At 63.6% G+C, this 14,925-nt stretch carries 14 protein-coding genes and 2 pseudogenes; 11 read left to right on the forward strand and 5 right to left on the reverse strand.

What is annotated here, in order from left to right:
• Nucleotides 1–22 precede the first annotated feature (22 nt).
• The 4 genes from AC5LXX_RS21790 (at nucleotide 23) to AC5LXX_RS21805 (ending at nucleotide 4,872) form a co-directional block, all read left to right on the forward strand.
• Nucleotides 23–1,123, forward strand: a complete 1,101-nt coding sequence (locus tag AC5LXX_RS21790; RefSeq protein WP_493413104.1) for a hypothetical protein — start codon at nucleotides 23–25, stop codon at nucleotides 1,121–1,123.
• Between the two features lie 310 nt (nucleotides 1,124–1,433).
• On the forward strand, nucleotides 1,434–1,826 hold the full coding sequence (locus tag AC5LXX_RS21795) for a hypothetical protein (protein WP_493413105.1): 393 nt from the start codon (nucleotides 1,434–1,436) through the stop codon (nucleotides 1,824–1,826).
• Complete coding sequence (locus tag AC5LXX_RS21800) at nucleotides 1,795–4,071, forward strand: alkaline phosphatase family protein (RefSeq protein ID WP_493413106.1); 2,277 nt, start codon at nucleotides 1,795–1,797, stop codon at nucleotides 4,069–4,071. The genes AC5LXX_RS21795 and AC5LXX_RS21800 overlap by 32 nt, the downstream gene beginning before the upstream one ends.
• 93 nt (nucleotides 4,072–4,164) lie before the next feature.
• On the forward strand, nucleotides 4,165–4,872 hold the full coding sequence (locus tag AC5LXX_RS21805) for a glycoside hydrolase domain-containing protein (RefSeq protein ID WP_493413107.1): 708 nt from the start codon (nucleotides 4,165–4,167) through the stop codon (nucleotides 4,870–4,872).
• A gap of 10 nt (nucleotides 4,873–4,882) precedes the next feature.
• Here the strand turns inward: AC5LXX_RS21805 and AC5LXX_RS21810 are convergent, their stop codons facing one another.
• Both AC5LXX_RS21810 and AC5LXX_RS21815 read right to left on the reverse strand, forming a co-directional pair.
• The gene (locus AC5LXX_RS21810) at nucleotides 4,883–6,460 is read right to left on the reverse strand and encodes a helix-turn-helix domain-containing protein (RefSeq protein ID WP_493413108.1); all 1,578 of its coding nucleotides are present in this window, start codon (nucleotides 6,458–6,460) and stop codon (nucleotides 4,883–4,885) included.
• Between the two features lie 165 nt (nucleotides 6,461–6,625).
• On the reverse strand, nucleotides 6,626–6,793 hold the full coding sequence (locus AC5LXX_RS21815; RefSeq protein WP_493413109.1) for a hypothetical protein: 168 nt from the start codon (nucleotides 6,791–6,793) through the stop codon (nucleotides 6,626–6,628).
• A gap of 60 nt (nucleotides 6,794–6,853) precedes the next feature.
• Between AC5LXX_RS21815 and AC5LXX_RS21820 the strand changes: the two genes are divergently transcribed.
• Nucleotides 6,854–7,207, forward strand: a complete 354-nt coding sequence (locus AC5LXX_RS21820; protein WP_493413110.1) for a hypothetical protein — start codon at nucleotides 6,854–6,856, stop codon at nucleotides 7,205–7,207.
• Nucleotides 7,208–7,393: 186 nt separating this feature from the next.
• Here AC5LXX_RS21820 and AC5LXX_RS21825 read toward each other — a convergent pair whose 3' ends face one another.
• Complete coding sequence (locus AC5LXX_RS21825; RefSeq protein ID WP_493413111.1) at nucleotides 7,394–8,020, reverse strand: TetR/AcrR family transcriptional regulator; 627 nt, start codon at nucleotides 8,018–8,020, stop codon at nucleotides 7,394–7,396.
• 321 nt (nucleotides 8,021–8,341) lie between these two features.
• On the opposite strand from AC5LXX_RS21825, the gene AC5LXX_RS21830 reads away from it, so the two are divergent.
• Nucleotides 8,342–8,686, forward strand: coding sequence for an H-NS histone family protein (locus tag AC5LXX_RS21830; protein WP_493413112.1), 345 nt, complete (start codon nucleotides 8,342–8,344; stop codon nucleotides 8,684–8,686).
• 174 nt (nucleotides 8,687–8,860) lie between these two features.
• Here AC5LXX_RS21830 and AC5LXX_RS21835 read toward each other — a convergent pair.
• A pseudogene (locus AC5LXX_RS21835) lies at nucleotides 8,861–8,944 on the reverse strand (esterase family protein); the annotation flags it as partial.
• 17 nt (nucleotides 8,945–8,961) lie between these two features.
• On the opposite strand from AC5LXX_RS21835, the pseudogene AC5LXX_RS21840 reads away from it, so the two are divergent.
• Nucleotides 8,962–9,138: pseudogene (locus AC5LXX_RS21840) on the forward strand (glucose-6-phosphate dehydrogenase); the annotation flags it as partial.
• A gap of 58 nt (nucleotides 9,139–9,196) precedes the next feature.
• Nucleotides 9,197–10,399 (forward strand): MFS transporter, encoded by a 1,203-nt coding sequence (locus AC5LXX_RS21845; RefSeq protein WP_493413113.1) that lies wholly within the window; start codon nucleotides 9,197–9,199, stop codon nucleotides 10,397–10,399.
• A gap of 74 nt (nucleotides 10,400–10,473) precedes the next feature.
• Here the strand turns inward: AC5LXX_RS21845 and AC5LXX_RS21850 are convergent, their stop codons facing one another.
• The gene (locus AC5LXX_RS21850; protein ID WP_493413395.1) at nucleotides 10,474–10,932 is read right to left on the reverse strand and encodes an Lrp/AsnC family transcriptional regulator; all 459 of its coding nucleotides are present in this window, start codon (nucleotides 10,930–10,932) and stop codon (nucleotides 10,474–10,476) included.
• Between the two features lie 183 nt (nucleotides 10,933–11,115).
• Between AC5LXX_RS21850 and AC5LXX_RS21855 the strand changes: the two genes are divergently transcribed.
• The 3 genes from AC5LXX_RS21855 to AC5LXX_RS21865 all read left to right on the forward strand — a co-directional run bounded on the left by AC5LXX_RS21855 (nucleotide 11,116) and on the right by AC5LXX_RS21865 (nucleotide 14,904).
• Nucleotides 11,116–12,213: a branched-chain amino acid aminotransferase gene (locus AC5LXX_RS21855; RefSeq protein WP_493413114.1), complete on the forward strand. Its 1,098-nt coding sequence runs from the start codon at nucleotides 11,116–11,118 to the stop codon at nucleotides 12,211–12,213.
• 38 nt (nucleotides 12,214–12,251) lie between these two features.
• Nucleotides 12,252–14,210: an FUSC family protein gene (locus AC5LXX_RS21860; protein WP_493413115.1), complete on the forward strand. Its 1,959-nt coding sequence runs from the start codon at nucleotides 12,252–12,254 to the stop codon at nucleotides 14,208–14,210.
• 235 nt (nucleotides 14,211–14,445) lie between these two features.
• Nucleotides 14,446–14,904, forward strand: coding sequence for an H-NS histone family protein (locus AC5LXX_RS21865; RefSeq protein WP_493413116.1), 459 nt, complete (start codon nucleotides 14,446–14,448; stop codon nucleotides 14,902–14,904).
• The last annotated feature ends 21 nt before the right edge of the window (nucleotides 14,905–14,925 follow it).

Raw genomic sequence — 14,925 nt, forward strand, 5'->3', positions numbered from 1 at the left:
AGTACGACCAAGGAGCAAGGACATGACCGTATCCGTTGCCGGCAAGCTGATCCCGCTACCTGCTGCGCTATCCGAAGGGGGGCGGCTCGCGCTTGCGTTCATCGACGGCGGGATCGAGTGGCTCGGGTGGGCTGCCAACGCGCCGGCGGCGCGCTATGACTTCGCGGACGAAACCCAACTCGTCGCCGCCGTTCAGCAAGGCTTGCACGCATCGCGTTTCGCGTTGTTGCCGCAACTCGGTCTGATGGTCAGCCCCGTCAAGCTGTTGACGTTGAGCACCGCTGACCTCAGGACGCTGGCGTCGGCGGAGAGCGGTGACGATTCGGACATCGTGGCCGCACAGGTGCGCCAGATCCTCTCCGCGCATGGGCTCGTCACCCGCGAGGATCTGGCGGCGGGCGTCAGCTTCCTCGAGCAGCTGAGCGTGAATTCCGCGCCGCTTTTTCAAGCCCCGGGCTTCGACGAGAAGCTCGCGCTGATGAGGCTGATGTATCCGGGGCAGGCCGCGCAACAGCCTGCGTTGCAGCGCGAAGCCGCCTCGTTCGCGGTGAAGCAGGCGCGCACGGTTCACGAGTTCTGCGATTTCTACCGGCTTTACCTGGATCGTGCGGAACAGCTTGGCGGCGATGCGACGACACCGGAGCAGCGCGAAGTCGCGGCGACCGATGCCATGCACGCACTGCTGCCACTGATGTTCGGCGCGCTCGATTGCCCGCAGGTGCAGGGCCTGACGGGGCCGCCGGAGGTGGAATCGACCGTGCGGAACTGGCTTGCCCGTGGGCGGATGATGGGCTTCACGCGACTCTCGCAGGGGGCACAGCAGATCGTGCGTCACACGTCCTACAAGGGTGAAACCGGCGACGCGGCCAGGCGCATCGTCGACTTCTATCTGCATTCGGCACAGTCGTTTCTGGCTTCGCAACAGGTCTACCACGGGCTGATGGGGCAGGACGGGGCGACCTGTTCGTTTTCCGTCGAGACGGGTCAACTGCGGGCCGAGTTGCGGTTGAACAGCCACGGCGTGATTTCGTTGGCCGACTTTGGTGCCAGGCCAACTCCTACCAATACTGCGGTCTCCGTCGATACGGATGGATCGCAAATCTATCAGGATGACGAATCATGAGCACACCATCAAATACGGAATCGACGGCGCCCGAACAACCGTCCAGCGCGCAACCGGCGACGTCGCAAGCGCCTTCGCCGCCCCGGTCCGACGCCGTGCCTGCCGGCGTGGTATCCGAGGCGCAGCCAGTCTTCGCCAGTGTCCAGGCTGCGCTCGCGAACATTCGGGAGGACGCTCGGGCGAAGGCCCGGCAGATGATCGCGGACGCGGAGCGCGCGCTGCTCGAATCGCTGCGGGCGCTTCATGCATCCGACAAGCCGGATCGTGCCGCCGGCGATTCGAACCCGGCGTCTCAGGAGCGGGAAGAATCATGAACTCGACCGGCAATGAAACTGCTGCGGAGCCTCAGGATTCTTTATCCCGGAACGCCGAAACGCAGGCACAGCAGTCCGTGGACCGGGCGGTCGCGGCCAGTGACGAAGCGATACGGACGGCGTTGGGCGGTACCGCGAACGCTGGCTTGACCGTCGGCGGTCAGTACACGCCCGATGCAACGGCGCAAGCCGACGCGCAGGCAACTTCGCAGGATGGCGCGAGCGCGAGCGAGGCTGCGGTTGCCCAAGCCGTACGACAGGCGGGTGACGCGCAGGCCAACGCGATCGAAGCCGCATGGCGGCAGGCCGACGCGGCACAGCAAGCAGCCGAGCGGGCAACGAGCACGAATGCGTCCGATGACCAGGGAGAGAAAAGTGGGCAAAGATAAAGAGAAAGAGAAGGGGCTCGACGAGAGCGAAAGCGGCGATCGGCTGTTTCCCGGCGTCATCAAGCATATTGTCGTGCTGATGCTGGAGAACCGCGGTTTCGATCACCTGATGGGCTGGCTCTATGCGCGCGACGAGGACCCGACGATCGTTCCCGGAGACAACCCGGAACCGTTCCGCGGACTTTCGACATATGGCGAAAACAGGAGCTCGTTGCAGAACCTGGCCAATCCGGTTCCGCCGTCGTGCGCGAGCGATGGCCCGATCGAGCCCATCAGGGCGACACGCTCGCCCGCGACACCTGTCTACGGTCCCGGCGAGAAATATCAGCACATTCGGCGGCAAATCAGGGGGCCGGAGGATCTCGGGAGCATCAGCGGATCATCTTCGCGGGCAGACATGAAAGGTTTTGTCGTCGACTTCGACGACGTACTCCGAAAAGAGCACAAGATGCGCGACCCCGGCCCCACGCGGGAGACGCTGAGCCAGATCATGGAAACCTATATTCCGCAGCAGCTTCCGGTGCTCAGCGGCCTCGCCAGGTACTACGCCGTCTCGGACGATTGGTATTGCTCGGTCCCGAGCCAGACCAATACCAACCGGGCATTTTCGATGGCGGGAACGTCCAGGGGACTGGTCGACAACAATTTCTATCATCCAGCGTTTCGCGATCCGGCCGCCTGGGCGGGCCGGGCCGCCTCAAGTGCCCGCAACTGGTGGAATCAGGAGTCCGGGGATTGGTCATTGCCGGAATTGGCTGGCACTGAAGCGGACACGCTTCCCGCTTCCACGCGCTGCCTGTTCGACGTGCTCGGAGCGTTCGGCATCGGTTGGAAGGTCTACTGGCAACGGCCCTGGCCGCTGACCCCCTTGAAGGAGTGGAATCAGTATGTGAGAACGATGTTCCCCCTCCTGTATGGCAGCGATTTCAATGCAAACTTCGCCCAGTTCAGCGCCGATGATCCTAACAACGCCTTTTACACGGCCGCCCGCGATGGCACCTTGCCGGCGGTGAGCTGGATCGAACCAAAGTGGGGCGGTGGGCCGTCGTGGGAACTCAGCCTTACCGGGAACGACTATCACCCGGTTGGCGACACCACGGTCGGCGAGGACTTCGTGATGAACGTCTATAACGCGCTGTCGACCGGTAAGAACTGGAGCGATACGCTGTTCATCATCACGTTCGACGAGAACGGCGGAACGTACGACCATCTGGTTCCACCGCCGGCGCCGCCGTCGGATCTGGATCGATGCCCGCTTCCCGGGGACAGGACCGGCCGGGGGATGGATCCGGCCACTCGCACGCAGTTCGGATTCGAGTTCGACCAGTACGGGGTGCGAGTGCCGACGCTCGTCATATCGCCGCGCGTCAGTCGATCGACCATCTTCCGGCCCAAGGGCTCCATACTCCCGTTTGATCATGCGTCGATCATCGCAACCATTCTGAGCATGGCAGGCATCGAACGACGATTCTGGCAACTCGGATCGCGCGTGGAGAACGCTCCCACCTTCGAGTACCTGATCAACGAAGACCCTCGCAAAGATGCGCTCACCGAACCGTCGAGCGCATTGACGGTGCCGGCCGCATTCGATCCCGATTCCGATTCGGGCCCCTATCCCTATCACGATTCCGATTCAGCCAACGAACTCGATACGAGTCAGATCTATGTTCTCGAGTACGTCGGCAATCCCTGGAGGCAGGTGCGTGGCGAACCGCTGTACCTCGCGAAAGCAACGAGCGCCGTCCACCGCTACAGCCGCAGGACGTGGTGGTATCCCACCGTCTCGGAGGATCGGGACCTCACGGTAAGGGTTGCGCTCAGTTACCGCACCGGAGAACTCGACGGAAAGACCCAGGCGTCCAGGATACTCAATATGTCGGCGCTGTATATCCGATGTCACGAGCGAGATAAATGGTGGAATTTGTCCGTTCTTGATTCTAAGGATGCCTATCTTTCTGATGACCCCCGCGCCCTCTGGCAAATCCGCCTGTGCAATAGTCGGCAACCGGACAGCCCCGTGAGAGTCGGCGACTACGTGTATTTCGTCTCGCTGTCGAAATGCGTGCCACGTAAAGCCTTTGACGGCGATCGGGAGCTATTCGACGTTTCACCATTCTCGGACAGGATTCCCACGCGTCTGATGCCGATCGGCGACGACGCGTCCCATCTCTGCGACAAAGCCGGCGAATGGGCGGTCTGGAGAGTCGTGCAAGTCGAGGATGCGTCCTCGTCGCAGGGCGTCTAGATCCGACCGGATACCGCTCTCGGTTTTGCGCGCGCGGCGTACCACGGCCACATGGAATTTCCAGACCTTCATCGCGACAGGCAGGACACGATCATGAGCTACTACGCAGGCTTCGACACCGATATCTTTCCCGGCCACGCGCAACTCGAATGGCTGAAGCGCAATACCAACCTCGTCTGGTGCGGCTACTATCTGGCTCCTGCCCCCAGTCACGGCAACACCAGCTGGATGGGCAACCGCGGGATGCTGATCGAAAAAGGCTGGGGTTTGCTGCCCATCTACGTGGGCCAGCAAACGACTGGCGCCGGCTCGCATGACGTATCGGCATCGCAGGGTGCCATCGACGGTTCCGAGGCAGCCCGGTTGATGAACCGCGAAGGATTTTCGCCCAACTCCTACGTATTCATCGACTGGGAAGACGGCAACGCGCTCGGCACGGACGCCCGGGTCTATCTCCGCGCGTGGGCTGCCGCGGTGATGAAACGCGGCTATCACCCGGGCATCTATTGCTCACACGATCTGGCCGCAACGATGGCGTCGCTGATGGCCACGTTGAGCCCGGCTCCCGCGCTGCGCATCTGGGCCTGGAACATACCGACCGATGCCGCGCATCCGTATGTCGGTGCCCTCGACGATTTTCCTGACGGCGCGCCTTCCGGCTCGGGTTATCCGGATGCCGTGGCGTGGCAGTGTCAACAGAACTGCGCGCTGCTGCTGCGGGGTGCGCCGATCGGGAACATTCAGGTGGATTTGAGCACGTCGAGCCTGGCGGACCCGTCCGAGCCGTGCCAGTCGTCGTAGTCCCTGCGCTTCACGTGACCGCATGTCTGTATTCCCGTGGACTCACCCCCACGATGCGGCGAAAGCTCTTCTCGAAGTGGCTCAAGTCACCGAAGCCGACACTCAAGGCGACTTCGGTGATGCGTATGCCGTTGTCGCGTATCAGCAGCTCTTTCGCCTTTTCAATGCGGATATATTGCAGAAGCGGCTTGAATGCGGTGTTCAACGCGTGGCGGAACAGATAGCTCAGGTGCGACGGACTCACATGCGCATGCCGTGCCAGATGGTCCATCGAAACCGCGCTCGCATAATGTTCGCCCAGATACAGCAGCGCCTTGCGCAGCGCCTTATGCAAATGGCCGAGTGCCGCCGCGTCGCGCGTCACGGCGCAATGCGCCCAATGCGCCAGCGGCGCCAGGGCGCCTGACGCGGCTTCATCCGCGGCCGAGGCTCCCGCCGGCTCCGCGTTGAGTCGTTCGGGCGACGTCGGCGTGCCGGCGTGAGCGCCGGCCGACGGCGGCGCCATCCAGGGTGTATGGTGCGCGATGTCTTCGAGGCTGATCGGCATGTTGTCCGCCATCACCGCGAGACGCGCAATCACGCGCTCGAGCTCGAAGAGGTTTTCCGGCCACGCGTAGGCCTCGCAAGCGGCAATCAACGCATCGCTGCATTTGTTGTCCGCGACATGGCCATGACGCTCGAGCGCAGCGACGACCAGCGGCGCAATGTCAAGCGTGCGCGTGCGCAGCGGTGGAATGCTGACCGACAGGAAATCGAGTTCGGCCAGCAGCGCTCGCGAGAACCGCCCGTCTTCGACTTGCTGCCGCAGATTGGATGTCGTCGACGCCACCACGCGCGCCTCGCTTGCATCCGGCACGGTCAGCCATTGCCCGAGCCGTGAATGCATATGTTGGGGCAATTGGCTCTGAAGGCGGGGAGTCAGTTCATCGATGCCATTGAAAAACAAGGTGCCGCCGGCTGCCTGCTTGAACCATTGCGCGGGCTCGCCTGCCGGTTCGGCGCAATTCACCTCGATGAACGGCCCGTCGCGCCTCGGGCCGTTGCAATGCAGCGCCACCGCCAACGGGATTTTCTCGGTACCGAATTCGCCCGCCAGCAGCACGGGAAGCGTGCTGCGAGATGCCCGTTCGACGAACACTTCCATTTGTTGCAACGCTTTCGATATCCCGACAAGCAGCAGCGGATGGCCCAATCGCGCTTGGGTCCATCGCTGCACTTCATAGCGCATGCTCAGCAGCGCACACCATCGAGCGAACTGTGTGCCCAATTCCCGGCGGGAATCAGCGTCCGCTGACGTATCCGGTTCGGGCAGCCGAAGTTCGCCGATCTGCTCGCCCGCGTAGATCACGGCGAACCGAGCGAAGTCGCCATCGTGCAGGTCATGTCGATCCTGGCCGCTGCTCCCGTCGCCGACCCAGGCAAAATCGACGGCATCGCCGTTGCAGCCGAGCTTCAAGGTGCCTACGTCGCGCAGCCATATCGACGCCGCTGGCAACCTCAGCTTCCCGATCAAGGCGAGCATCATTGGCTCGATGAGTTCGGGCAGCGTCCGATATGAGCGATAGACGCTTTGAAGAATGGCTTCCACGCGACACCTCCCCCGGATTTAATTGGAATTTGCAATGCCCCCGCATTGCAATTTTTAATATCGGCAGTGTGGAAGGGATGTAAAAGACTGGGCAAAATGATTTGCTGGCGCGGGGTGATGGGGCGACGCGGAAATCCCTGCCGTAGACGATTTGCGGTCGGTGATTCAGCGGCCGAAGCTGCGCCGCACGCGATACCAGGGTGCATCCTGTCGGTGCTCGAGCCGGGCTGGCCGGTCGATGTCCATGTGCATGCCGAACGGCGCGAGGGAGCGATCACGTGTGCCGGCGGGCGCGGTGTTGTCGAATGATTTCGGGGCATTGACGAACGGCATGGCGCGTATCTGGTCAAGCCGCCCAACTATGCGCGGGAGAACCTGTTCGAACACGCGGACGTGACGGCGCGCGCCGTTGCCGAAGCGGTGCGCGCGGCGGGCTTGCTGCGTGAAGACTGGACAGGCGTCCGGAAGATCGGCCTGGAAGGGCCGACTGCATATTCGCCTGCCGACATCGCGGCGATCTTTGCGCGCGCGCTGGATCGACCGGTGAGGCCGATGGCGCTCGAGTCTTCGGAGTGGGCTGGCGTACTCACGATGAATCTGTTCTCCAGTGTGGCGATAAATGGATTCATCGAACTGAATCACGGGCTGAACAGCGGGCACATCGATTTCGGGAGCGACGATACCGTCGAGCTTCGACAAGGGCGGGTGACGTTCGAACAGGTCGCCGAGGAGATCCTGCGGGCATGACGCTGCACATCCGCAGGCGGCGCATCACAGCGGCATCCCGGCGTTCGTGAGCGGTGGAGCTGCGGCACTGCCCGGATATGGGCGCCCTCGCGTGCGTCGAGCGGCCGCAATGGCCCGCACGGCATCACGCGCGATCCGGCTCCATCGTGGAGCCGGTCATTTCCCGGTCGCGAGTGACCTTTCCGGTCAACCTGCCGGCTCGGCCGTGGCCAGCAGGCTACGCAGGAACACCATGATCATGTGCCCGATCGGCACCTCGGACAGGATCGACTGCTGCAGCGACAGGCCTTGCGAGAGCCCCATGAACGACATGGCCAGGACGGCCGGTGGTTCGGGCGGCACTTTCTTCAGCCGCGCGAAAATCTGCTCGATGCAATAGGCGAGGCCATCGCGATGGGCGTCCAGCATCGCCTGCGACGCGATGGCGAAAGCGGGGTTGCGCCGCCCCTGAAGCTTGAACTCGACGCCCAGCACCGACCATTCGGGCTCGGCATCGACGGTCCGCGACCAGACGTCCAGCGCATTCAGAATGTCCTCCCCGGACGCGGACGGGTCGCTCAGCGCCCGCGCGATGTCGGCCACCTGCGTCGTCGAACGCTCCCGCATCAGTTCGACGAACAATTCCTCCTTGCTCGCGAAATTCGAATAGAACGCGCCCTGCGTATAACCGGCCTCGGCCGCGATATCCCTGAGCGACGTCGCGCCGAACCCGCGATCGACGAACAGCCGCTTCGCCGCGGCGAGCAAATGGGCGCGAGTCTGCTGTCGGCTTTCTTCGCGGCTCAGCCGCGGGGGAAGGGAGGGCATGTTCATGACAGGCAGGATATCAGTTGATATTTGAGATAGATACCATTACGATCGCGTTTCAAATATCACTTGATATTTGAAACGCAGGGCGCGATTGTGCCGCCGGACGTCTGCAGCGGGGATTCCCCGGGCGGACGTTCGGGTCGACGCGGGGGCGCGCACTGTGTACCGGTGCGCGGCGGTGTGTCGTTACCCGCGTGTCGCGTGCTTCGACGCGCCGACGCCAGCCGCTTGCCGATCGAGTGGATACCGTCGTCACGGGGTGTCGTGAAACAGTCAGTTAGTGATGCGAATCATGGCGGTTCGCATGCAGATCTGGATGCGGGCATGAAGAAGATGAGCGCGAGCAAGACCTATGCACAGCTCGTAGTCGAGCTGGCCGAACTGGACGAGGAAATCGAGCGAGCACGCGCGCGCGAACGCGTCGATGCGATCGCGGCGGTTCACTCGTTGATGGATACCTATGCGATCAAGCATCGCGACCTGGTCGGCCGCAACGGTAGCCGGGGCCCGTACATGGTGAAAGTATTGCCGGCGCGGTATCGCGACCCCGCGAGCGGGAAGGAGTGGAGTGGGCGCGGTAACGCGCCGCTCTGGATTCGCGGCAAGGACCGCCGCCAGTTCGCCATTTGCAAGCCACCGCCTGCCGGCAAGAAGGCAAAGCGGGGTTGATGGAACATGAAGGACGGCATGGCCGGCGTGCCGAACTGCGGCAGCGCTGCCCACGGCTGCGCGTCACCCGGCGGGCGAAGCCCGGCAGCGTACGCCGGCACTGGCCCGGGCGACGCGCCCCGGCGCAGGCCGCAGCGTGTGCTTATCCGCGCCCCACGAACGGCATCGTGGTCGCCATGAGTTCGCGTTGCCGGCGTTGCCGTGCAGCAGGTACATCACCGGGTAGCGCGCGCCTTCCGGGTTGTAGCCGGGCGGCAGGTAGACCGTGTACGACCAGTCATTTCATGCGCTGCGACGAGCTCGAAGCGGCATGGGCGTGGGTAGAACCGATTCTCAACGGCTGGAAGGAACTCGGCGACCGACCGCGCAACTATATCGCCGGCACGTTCGGGCCTGCTGCATCTTCCGCGCTGATGGCGCGCGAGAACATGGTGTGGTCGGAAGAAATCTGAGAACGTTGCCCTGGAATCAGAAGACTTCCGAACAATCTTACGGGGGGGCATACGCGTGATGCGCGTCGATCAGCCGGCTTTTCTGGGTTCTCTTTTTCTGTCGCGGCTTGCAGACCAGATGCTGCTGTTTCTGGTCCCGCTCGTCGTCTTTCAGGTCACTCAGAAAGCGACGTGGTCCGGGCTCGCTTTTTTCATTGAAGCGTTCCCGCGATTCATCGCCTTCCCGATTTGCGGTGCATTGAGCGACCGCGTGTCCCCGATTCGCGTGCTGCGAGCGAGCCAGACCAGCCGCGCTGTCGCTTGCTTGATCGGCATCGCCGGCTATGTCGCCTGGAGTGGAATCGGCTGGCTGATCGCGTTGTCCGCCGTATGCGGCGTACTGACGAGCCAGGGCCTCGTCGCTCGGGAGGTGCTGCTGCCACAGATTTTCCCGCGGCAGCGCTTCGAGAAAGTGCTGGCCTATACGCAGCTTGCCGATCAGCTGGGTGTCGTGCTCGGGCCGATCGTCGCGGCGGCGCTGCTTGGATTCCGTACCTGGGAGTGGGCCGTCGCTTGCGCGGCGCTCCTGTTTGTCGCGGCGGACAGGTTGACATTCGTATGGCAACGGACCAGCACGGCAAGCATTGCGCCTCCCGAACGCTCGGTGGGGCCGTGGTATGCGCCGTTCGGCGTGGCGCTGACGCATGTCGTCACGCTGCCGGGGCTCTTGCGGCTGGTCCTGCTTGCGGCGGCGGAAAACCTCGTGATCGGGACGACACTTGCGACGTCGGCTGCAATGGTCACCGGTGCGTTTCGACAGTCAGGCGGTTTCTATGCCGCACTGCAGGTCGCGGGTGCCGTCGCGACGGTCGCGATCCTGTTGTTCGTCGCGCGTATCGAGGTATCGCGCGTGCGGCTCGGCATCGTCGCATTCGCTGCGATCGCGGCTGGCGGCCTCGTGATGGGCATGTCGGGTTCGATTGCGATGTACGTTGCCGGTTTCCTGATGGTCATCGGCTTCGACAAGATGTTCAACGTGTATATACGCAGCGCACGGCAGGCCATCATCCCCCCTCGGGATTACGGCAAGACGATAGGCGTCATCGTTCTGCTGAACAACGCGACGCAGCCGCTTGCCGGGCTGCTTGTGGGGCTCTTCTCCGGTCACGGGCGCGTTGCGCTCGTCATGACGCTGACTTCGATCGCCATGGCGATACTGGGCGGCGCGGTCGTTGCCGTCGGCTCGGCCCGGATGCGATCGACTGCACGCGTTCCGGACTGACACACGCACCGAGATCGGTCGGAAGCGGGGGGCGGCAGCGCCCGATGTCGCGACGGCCCGGGCTATCGCCAAGGTCAAAGCGGAAGCACGGAAGTCTGCTTGATCTTCTGCATCGGAATCTCGGTCTTTACGCTCTGCACGCCGTCGATCCGGGTCAAGTGGTCGATCTGGAGCTTCCGATAGGCGTCGATGTCGGCAGTCACGACACGCAGCAGGCAATCGCAATCGCCCGCCATCAAGTGGCACTCGAGAACCTGCGGAAGACGTTGAACCGCCTCGGTGAAACGGTCGACGGTTTTCGCGTCCTGGCTCGTCAGCCAGATGCGGACGAAGACGGTCAACCCCGCACCGATCTTCGATGCGTCGAGCAGCGCCGCGTAGCGCTCGATGACGCCAGCCTGTTCCAGTTGCTTGACTCGACGCAGGCACGGTGACGGCGACAAGCCCACTTTCTGCGCAAGTTCCACGTTCTGGATCCGCCCATCTTCCTGGAGCGCTCTCAGAATGCGACGGTCCGTTTCGTCCAGCTCGATCTCGGCCATTGGTCCGATAGGTTGAGTTGAGGCACACGATGCCTGAATGTTCACTTTTTGAAGCATTGAATTGCCAAACTGCTCCGATCTTAAGTCGAACACGCAACCTGAAATTATTTTTTCTACGATAAATTTTTGCCCGTAGCAGCCGGGACGGTCCCGCTGCCGATCAAGGGGCAAAAGATGAGCACCGATTCCGTCCAGCACTTCGAATTCGAACAAAATCCTCATCCCGTCGCGGCGGCCGAGCGCGCGGCGCTGCTCGACAATCCCGGTTTCGGCCGTGTCTTCACGGATCACATGGTGACGATCCGGTACTCGGCGGAACGAGGGTGGCATCACGCGAAAATCGGGCCGCGTGAAGCGTTCCGGTTCGATCCGGCGACGCTCGTGCTGCACTACGCGCAGGAAATCTTCGAGGGCCTGAAAGCTTACCGGTTGCCCGACGGCGGCGCGGCGCTGTTCCGTCCCGATGCGAATGCGCGGCGCTTTCGCCATTCGGCCGAGCGGCTCTCGATGGCGCCGTTGCCGGAGGCGATGTTCGTCGAATCGGTACGTGCGCTGGTCCGGGCCGATCGCGACTGGATTCCGGCGTTCGACGGCGCGGCGCTGTATTTGCGTCCGTTCATGATCGCGACGGAGGCGGTGCTCGGCGTGAAGCCGTCGCCGGAGTATCTGTACTGCGTGATCGCTACGCCGGTCGGCGCGTACTTCAAGAGCGGCGCGTCGGGGGTGACGCTGTGGGTGTCGGAGCACTACACGCGGGCGGCGCCGGGCGGCACGGGCGACGCGAAATGCGGCGGCAACTATGCGGCGAGCCTGGTTGCGCAGGCGGAGGCGATCCGTGAAGGCTGCGAGCAGGTGGTGTTTCTCGATGCGGTCGAACGCCGCTGGATCGAGGAACTGGGGGGAATGAACGTGTTCTTCGTGTTCGACGACGGGTCGATCCAGACGCCGCCGCTGAACGGGACGATTCTGCCGGGCATCACGCGCGCGTCGTTGATCACGCTGGCCCGGGATCTGAATTACACGGTGCGGGAGGAGGGCTACACGATCGAGCAGTGGCAGGTGGATGCGCGCAGCGGTCGGCTGGTCGAGGCGTTCGCGTGCGGCACGGCGGCGGTCGTGACGGCGATCGGCCGGGTGAAGGGCCGTGCGTACGACTTCACGATCGGCGAAGGCGGTGCGGGGCCGGTCACGTCGCGCCTGAAGGCGGCGCTGCTCGATATCCAGAACGGGCGCGAAGCCGATCGCCACGGCTGGGTGGATCGCGTGTTTTGAGTTCGGCGCGACGGCCCTCGCGACTCGCGACGGCCGCCGTGAAAACCGCGGCCGGCATCCCGGCCGGAAGCAGCCGCGCTGCCTGTTGGAATTCTTCGATCATGTCAGCTGTTTCGTTGTCACGGGTGATTGACCGCCTGTTCATAGTCGACCCCGGTCTTCATCGTCTGCTGGGCGGTGCGCGCGCCGCCCTGGCGAGCTTGCTTGCCGGAGCGCTCGGCATTGCATCGGCGCTCCATCTCGGTTTTGCGATCACCACCGGCGCCGTGGGCATACTTTTCTCGATGATCGCGCCACTCTTCCTGCGCGATGCTCACCGGCTGGACTGGTATGAATCGCTTGCATGGCAGTACGGCGTCGCATGCGCGAGTTTCGCCGCGGCCGCCGTCGTGAGCGCGTGGCCCGCCGTCGGCAAGGCGGGTTTCGTGATCGTCCTGTTCTGTTCGATGCTGTGCCAAACCCGGGGGCCGCGCACGATCGGATGTGCGTTCCTCGCGATCGCCATGTACTACCTTGGTCTCTATCTGCATCCGACCGCGCTACAGATCGACCGCATGCTGGCGATGTCGATCGCAGGCCCCGCAAGCGTCGTGCTCGTCTGCCGGTTGCTGTTGTCGGCGCATGCGGCGCCCACGCCACGGCTCATCGCGCGTTCCGTATCGCTGCAAGCGGCATGCATTGCGCGAAGCGACGTATCGGACGCTGGCGCACTGGATGCGATGGCGCATTTACTGGCGCTGAACGAAGCCGCCATCGCACTCGAGAATCAGGCGTCGACACTCGATGAAGGCGACGCGCATGCGTTGCATGCCGCGCTCGTCGCATTGGAGATCGCGTCGGCTCGACGCGTGCTGAACCACGATCGGACCGCCACCGCCACCGCGGCACTACGCGCCGCGATCGCCCGCTTCGATAGCGTCGCCGACGAAGTGGCGGCGCGCATGACCACCGCACGTCCGTCCGCGGTGCCGCGGCACGCGCGTGCGGGTTGGTGGGGCGCCGACTGGCGCACGCTCGCATGGTTACCGGCGATCCGCGCTGCGGCGGCTGCGTGCGCCGCGATGTTGATCGGCGAGACGCTGTCGTCGGAACGGTGGATGTGGGCGGTGCTTAGCACGTTCGTCGTGTTCTTTGGCACGTATTCGTGCGCGGACACGATCTATCGCGGCGCGCAACGCATCGCCGGTACGCTCGCCGGCGCGCTCGCGAGCGTACTCGTCGTCGGCGCCGTTCATCATGCGAATGCACTCGTGACCATCGTAATGGGCGTTTGTGTGTTTGCCTGGGCGTACCACATCCTGCACGCCTATGGGCGCGGTGTTTTCTTTCTCACGGTGCTGATCGGCCTCGTCTATGCGCAACTGGGTTTCGAGATCGGCCTGCTCGCGGAACTGCGTATCGGCGAGGTGTTGATCGGCTGTTCGGTTTCGCTCGCGGCGGCGCTGCTGGTGATGCCGCTGGCGGCGTCGCGCCACATCGCGACGCGCTCGCACAGCCTGTTGGCTGCGCTGCGCGAACTCGTACACGAACGCGACGATGGCACGCGGCCGGGGGCGGCGCAGACGCGCGCGGCCGATCGCCGCTTTCACGACGTGCGCATGGCTATCAGGCCGTTGGCCGCGTGGCGCATGCTGCGTGTATCCGGCGACGCCCGACGGTTGCTGGACACGCTGCTGTACTGCTGGCTGCATGGCCGAATCGTGGCGACCCGCCTGCCCGTTGAAGCAGGCGGCCCGGTTGTCGCATTGGAGCGACATGCGCGCGCAGCCATCGTGACGCGAATCGATGCTTTGATGAGCGACTTGCATTGCAGCCACTCGATGCGACTCGATGCGGATGTGAACGTCGGGCACGGAACACTCGCGATATCCGGCAATCATCCGTTACCGGCCCATCGGGAACTGGCTCGGCTCGACGCGAAATTGACCGAACTCAATCGAGCATTCGAGGACGCGCTGTTCGGAAAAAATGCGGGCGACGAACGGTGGCGGAGATAACTGCGGCTCCCGCATCACCTGCCGCTCGATCGCCGATACGAGTTTGGGTTCGACAGGAACCGATTGATCTCGCCGAGACAGGTTACGGGTCCGTTGTCGTCAACGGTCCCCGCTATCGCAGCTCGTTCAACTGCTCGAGGACGAACAGGAGGCAATCAGCCTGCCTCACTGAAGCGTGGCGTCGCGGCAAGCTGGGGGCGTCGATGCGCCGCCAGGGTGCCAGGGATTGCCGCTTGTGAGCGTCGCCTGCCGCCCCGGTGAATGCCGCCCGTGCGGCGTGTGGTGTAACCATCTTTTAGTCATGCGAATCATGTCGATCCGCATGCGGATGCGTGGCATGAAGCAGAAGATGAGCGTGAGCAAGACCTATGCGCAGCTCGTTGCGGAGCTGGCCGCACTGGATGAGGAGATCGAACGCGCGCGTGCACGCGAACGCGTCGACGCGTTCGAGAAGGTTCACGCGTTGATGGACACGTATGCGATCAAGCATCGCGACCCGGTCGGCCGCAACGGCAGCCGGGGCCCGTACATGGTGAAAGTATTGCCGGCGCGGCATCGCGATCCCGCGAGCGGGAAGGAGTGGAGCGGGCGCGGTAACGCGCCGCTCTGGATTCGCGGCAAGGACCGCCGCCAGTTCGCCATTGCAAGCCTCCGCCTGCCGGCAAGAAGGCAAAGCGGGGTTGATGGAACATGAAGGACTGCATGGCTGGCGTGC

This window comes from Burkholderia torrens, from assembly GCF_984668525.1.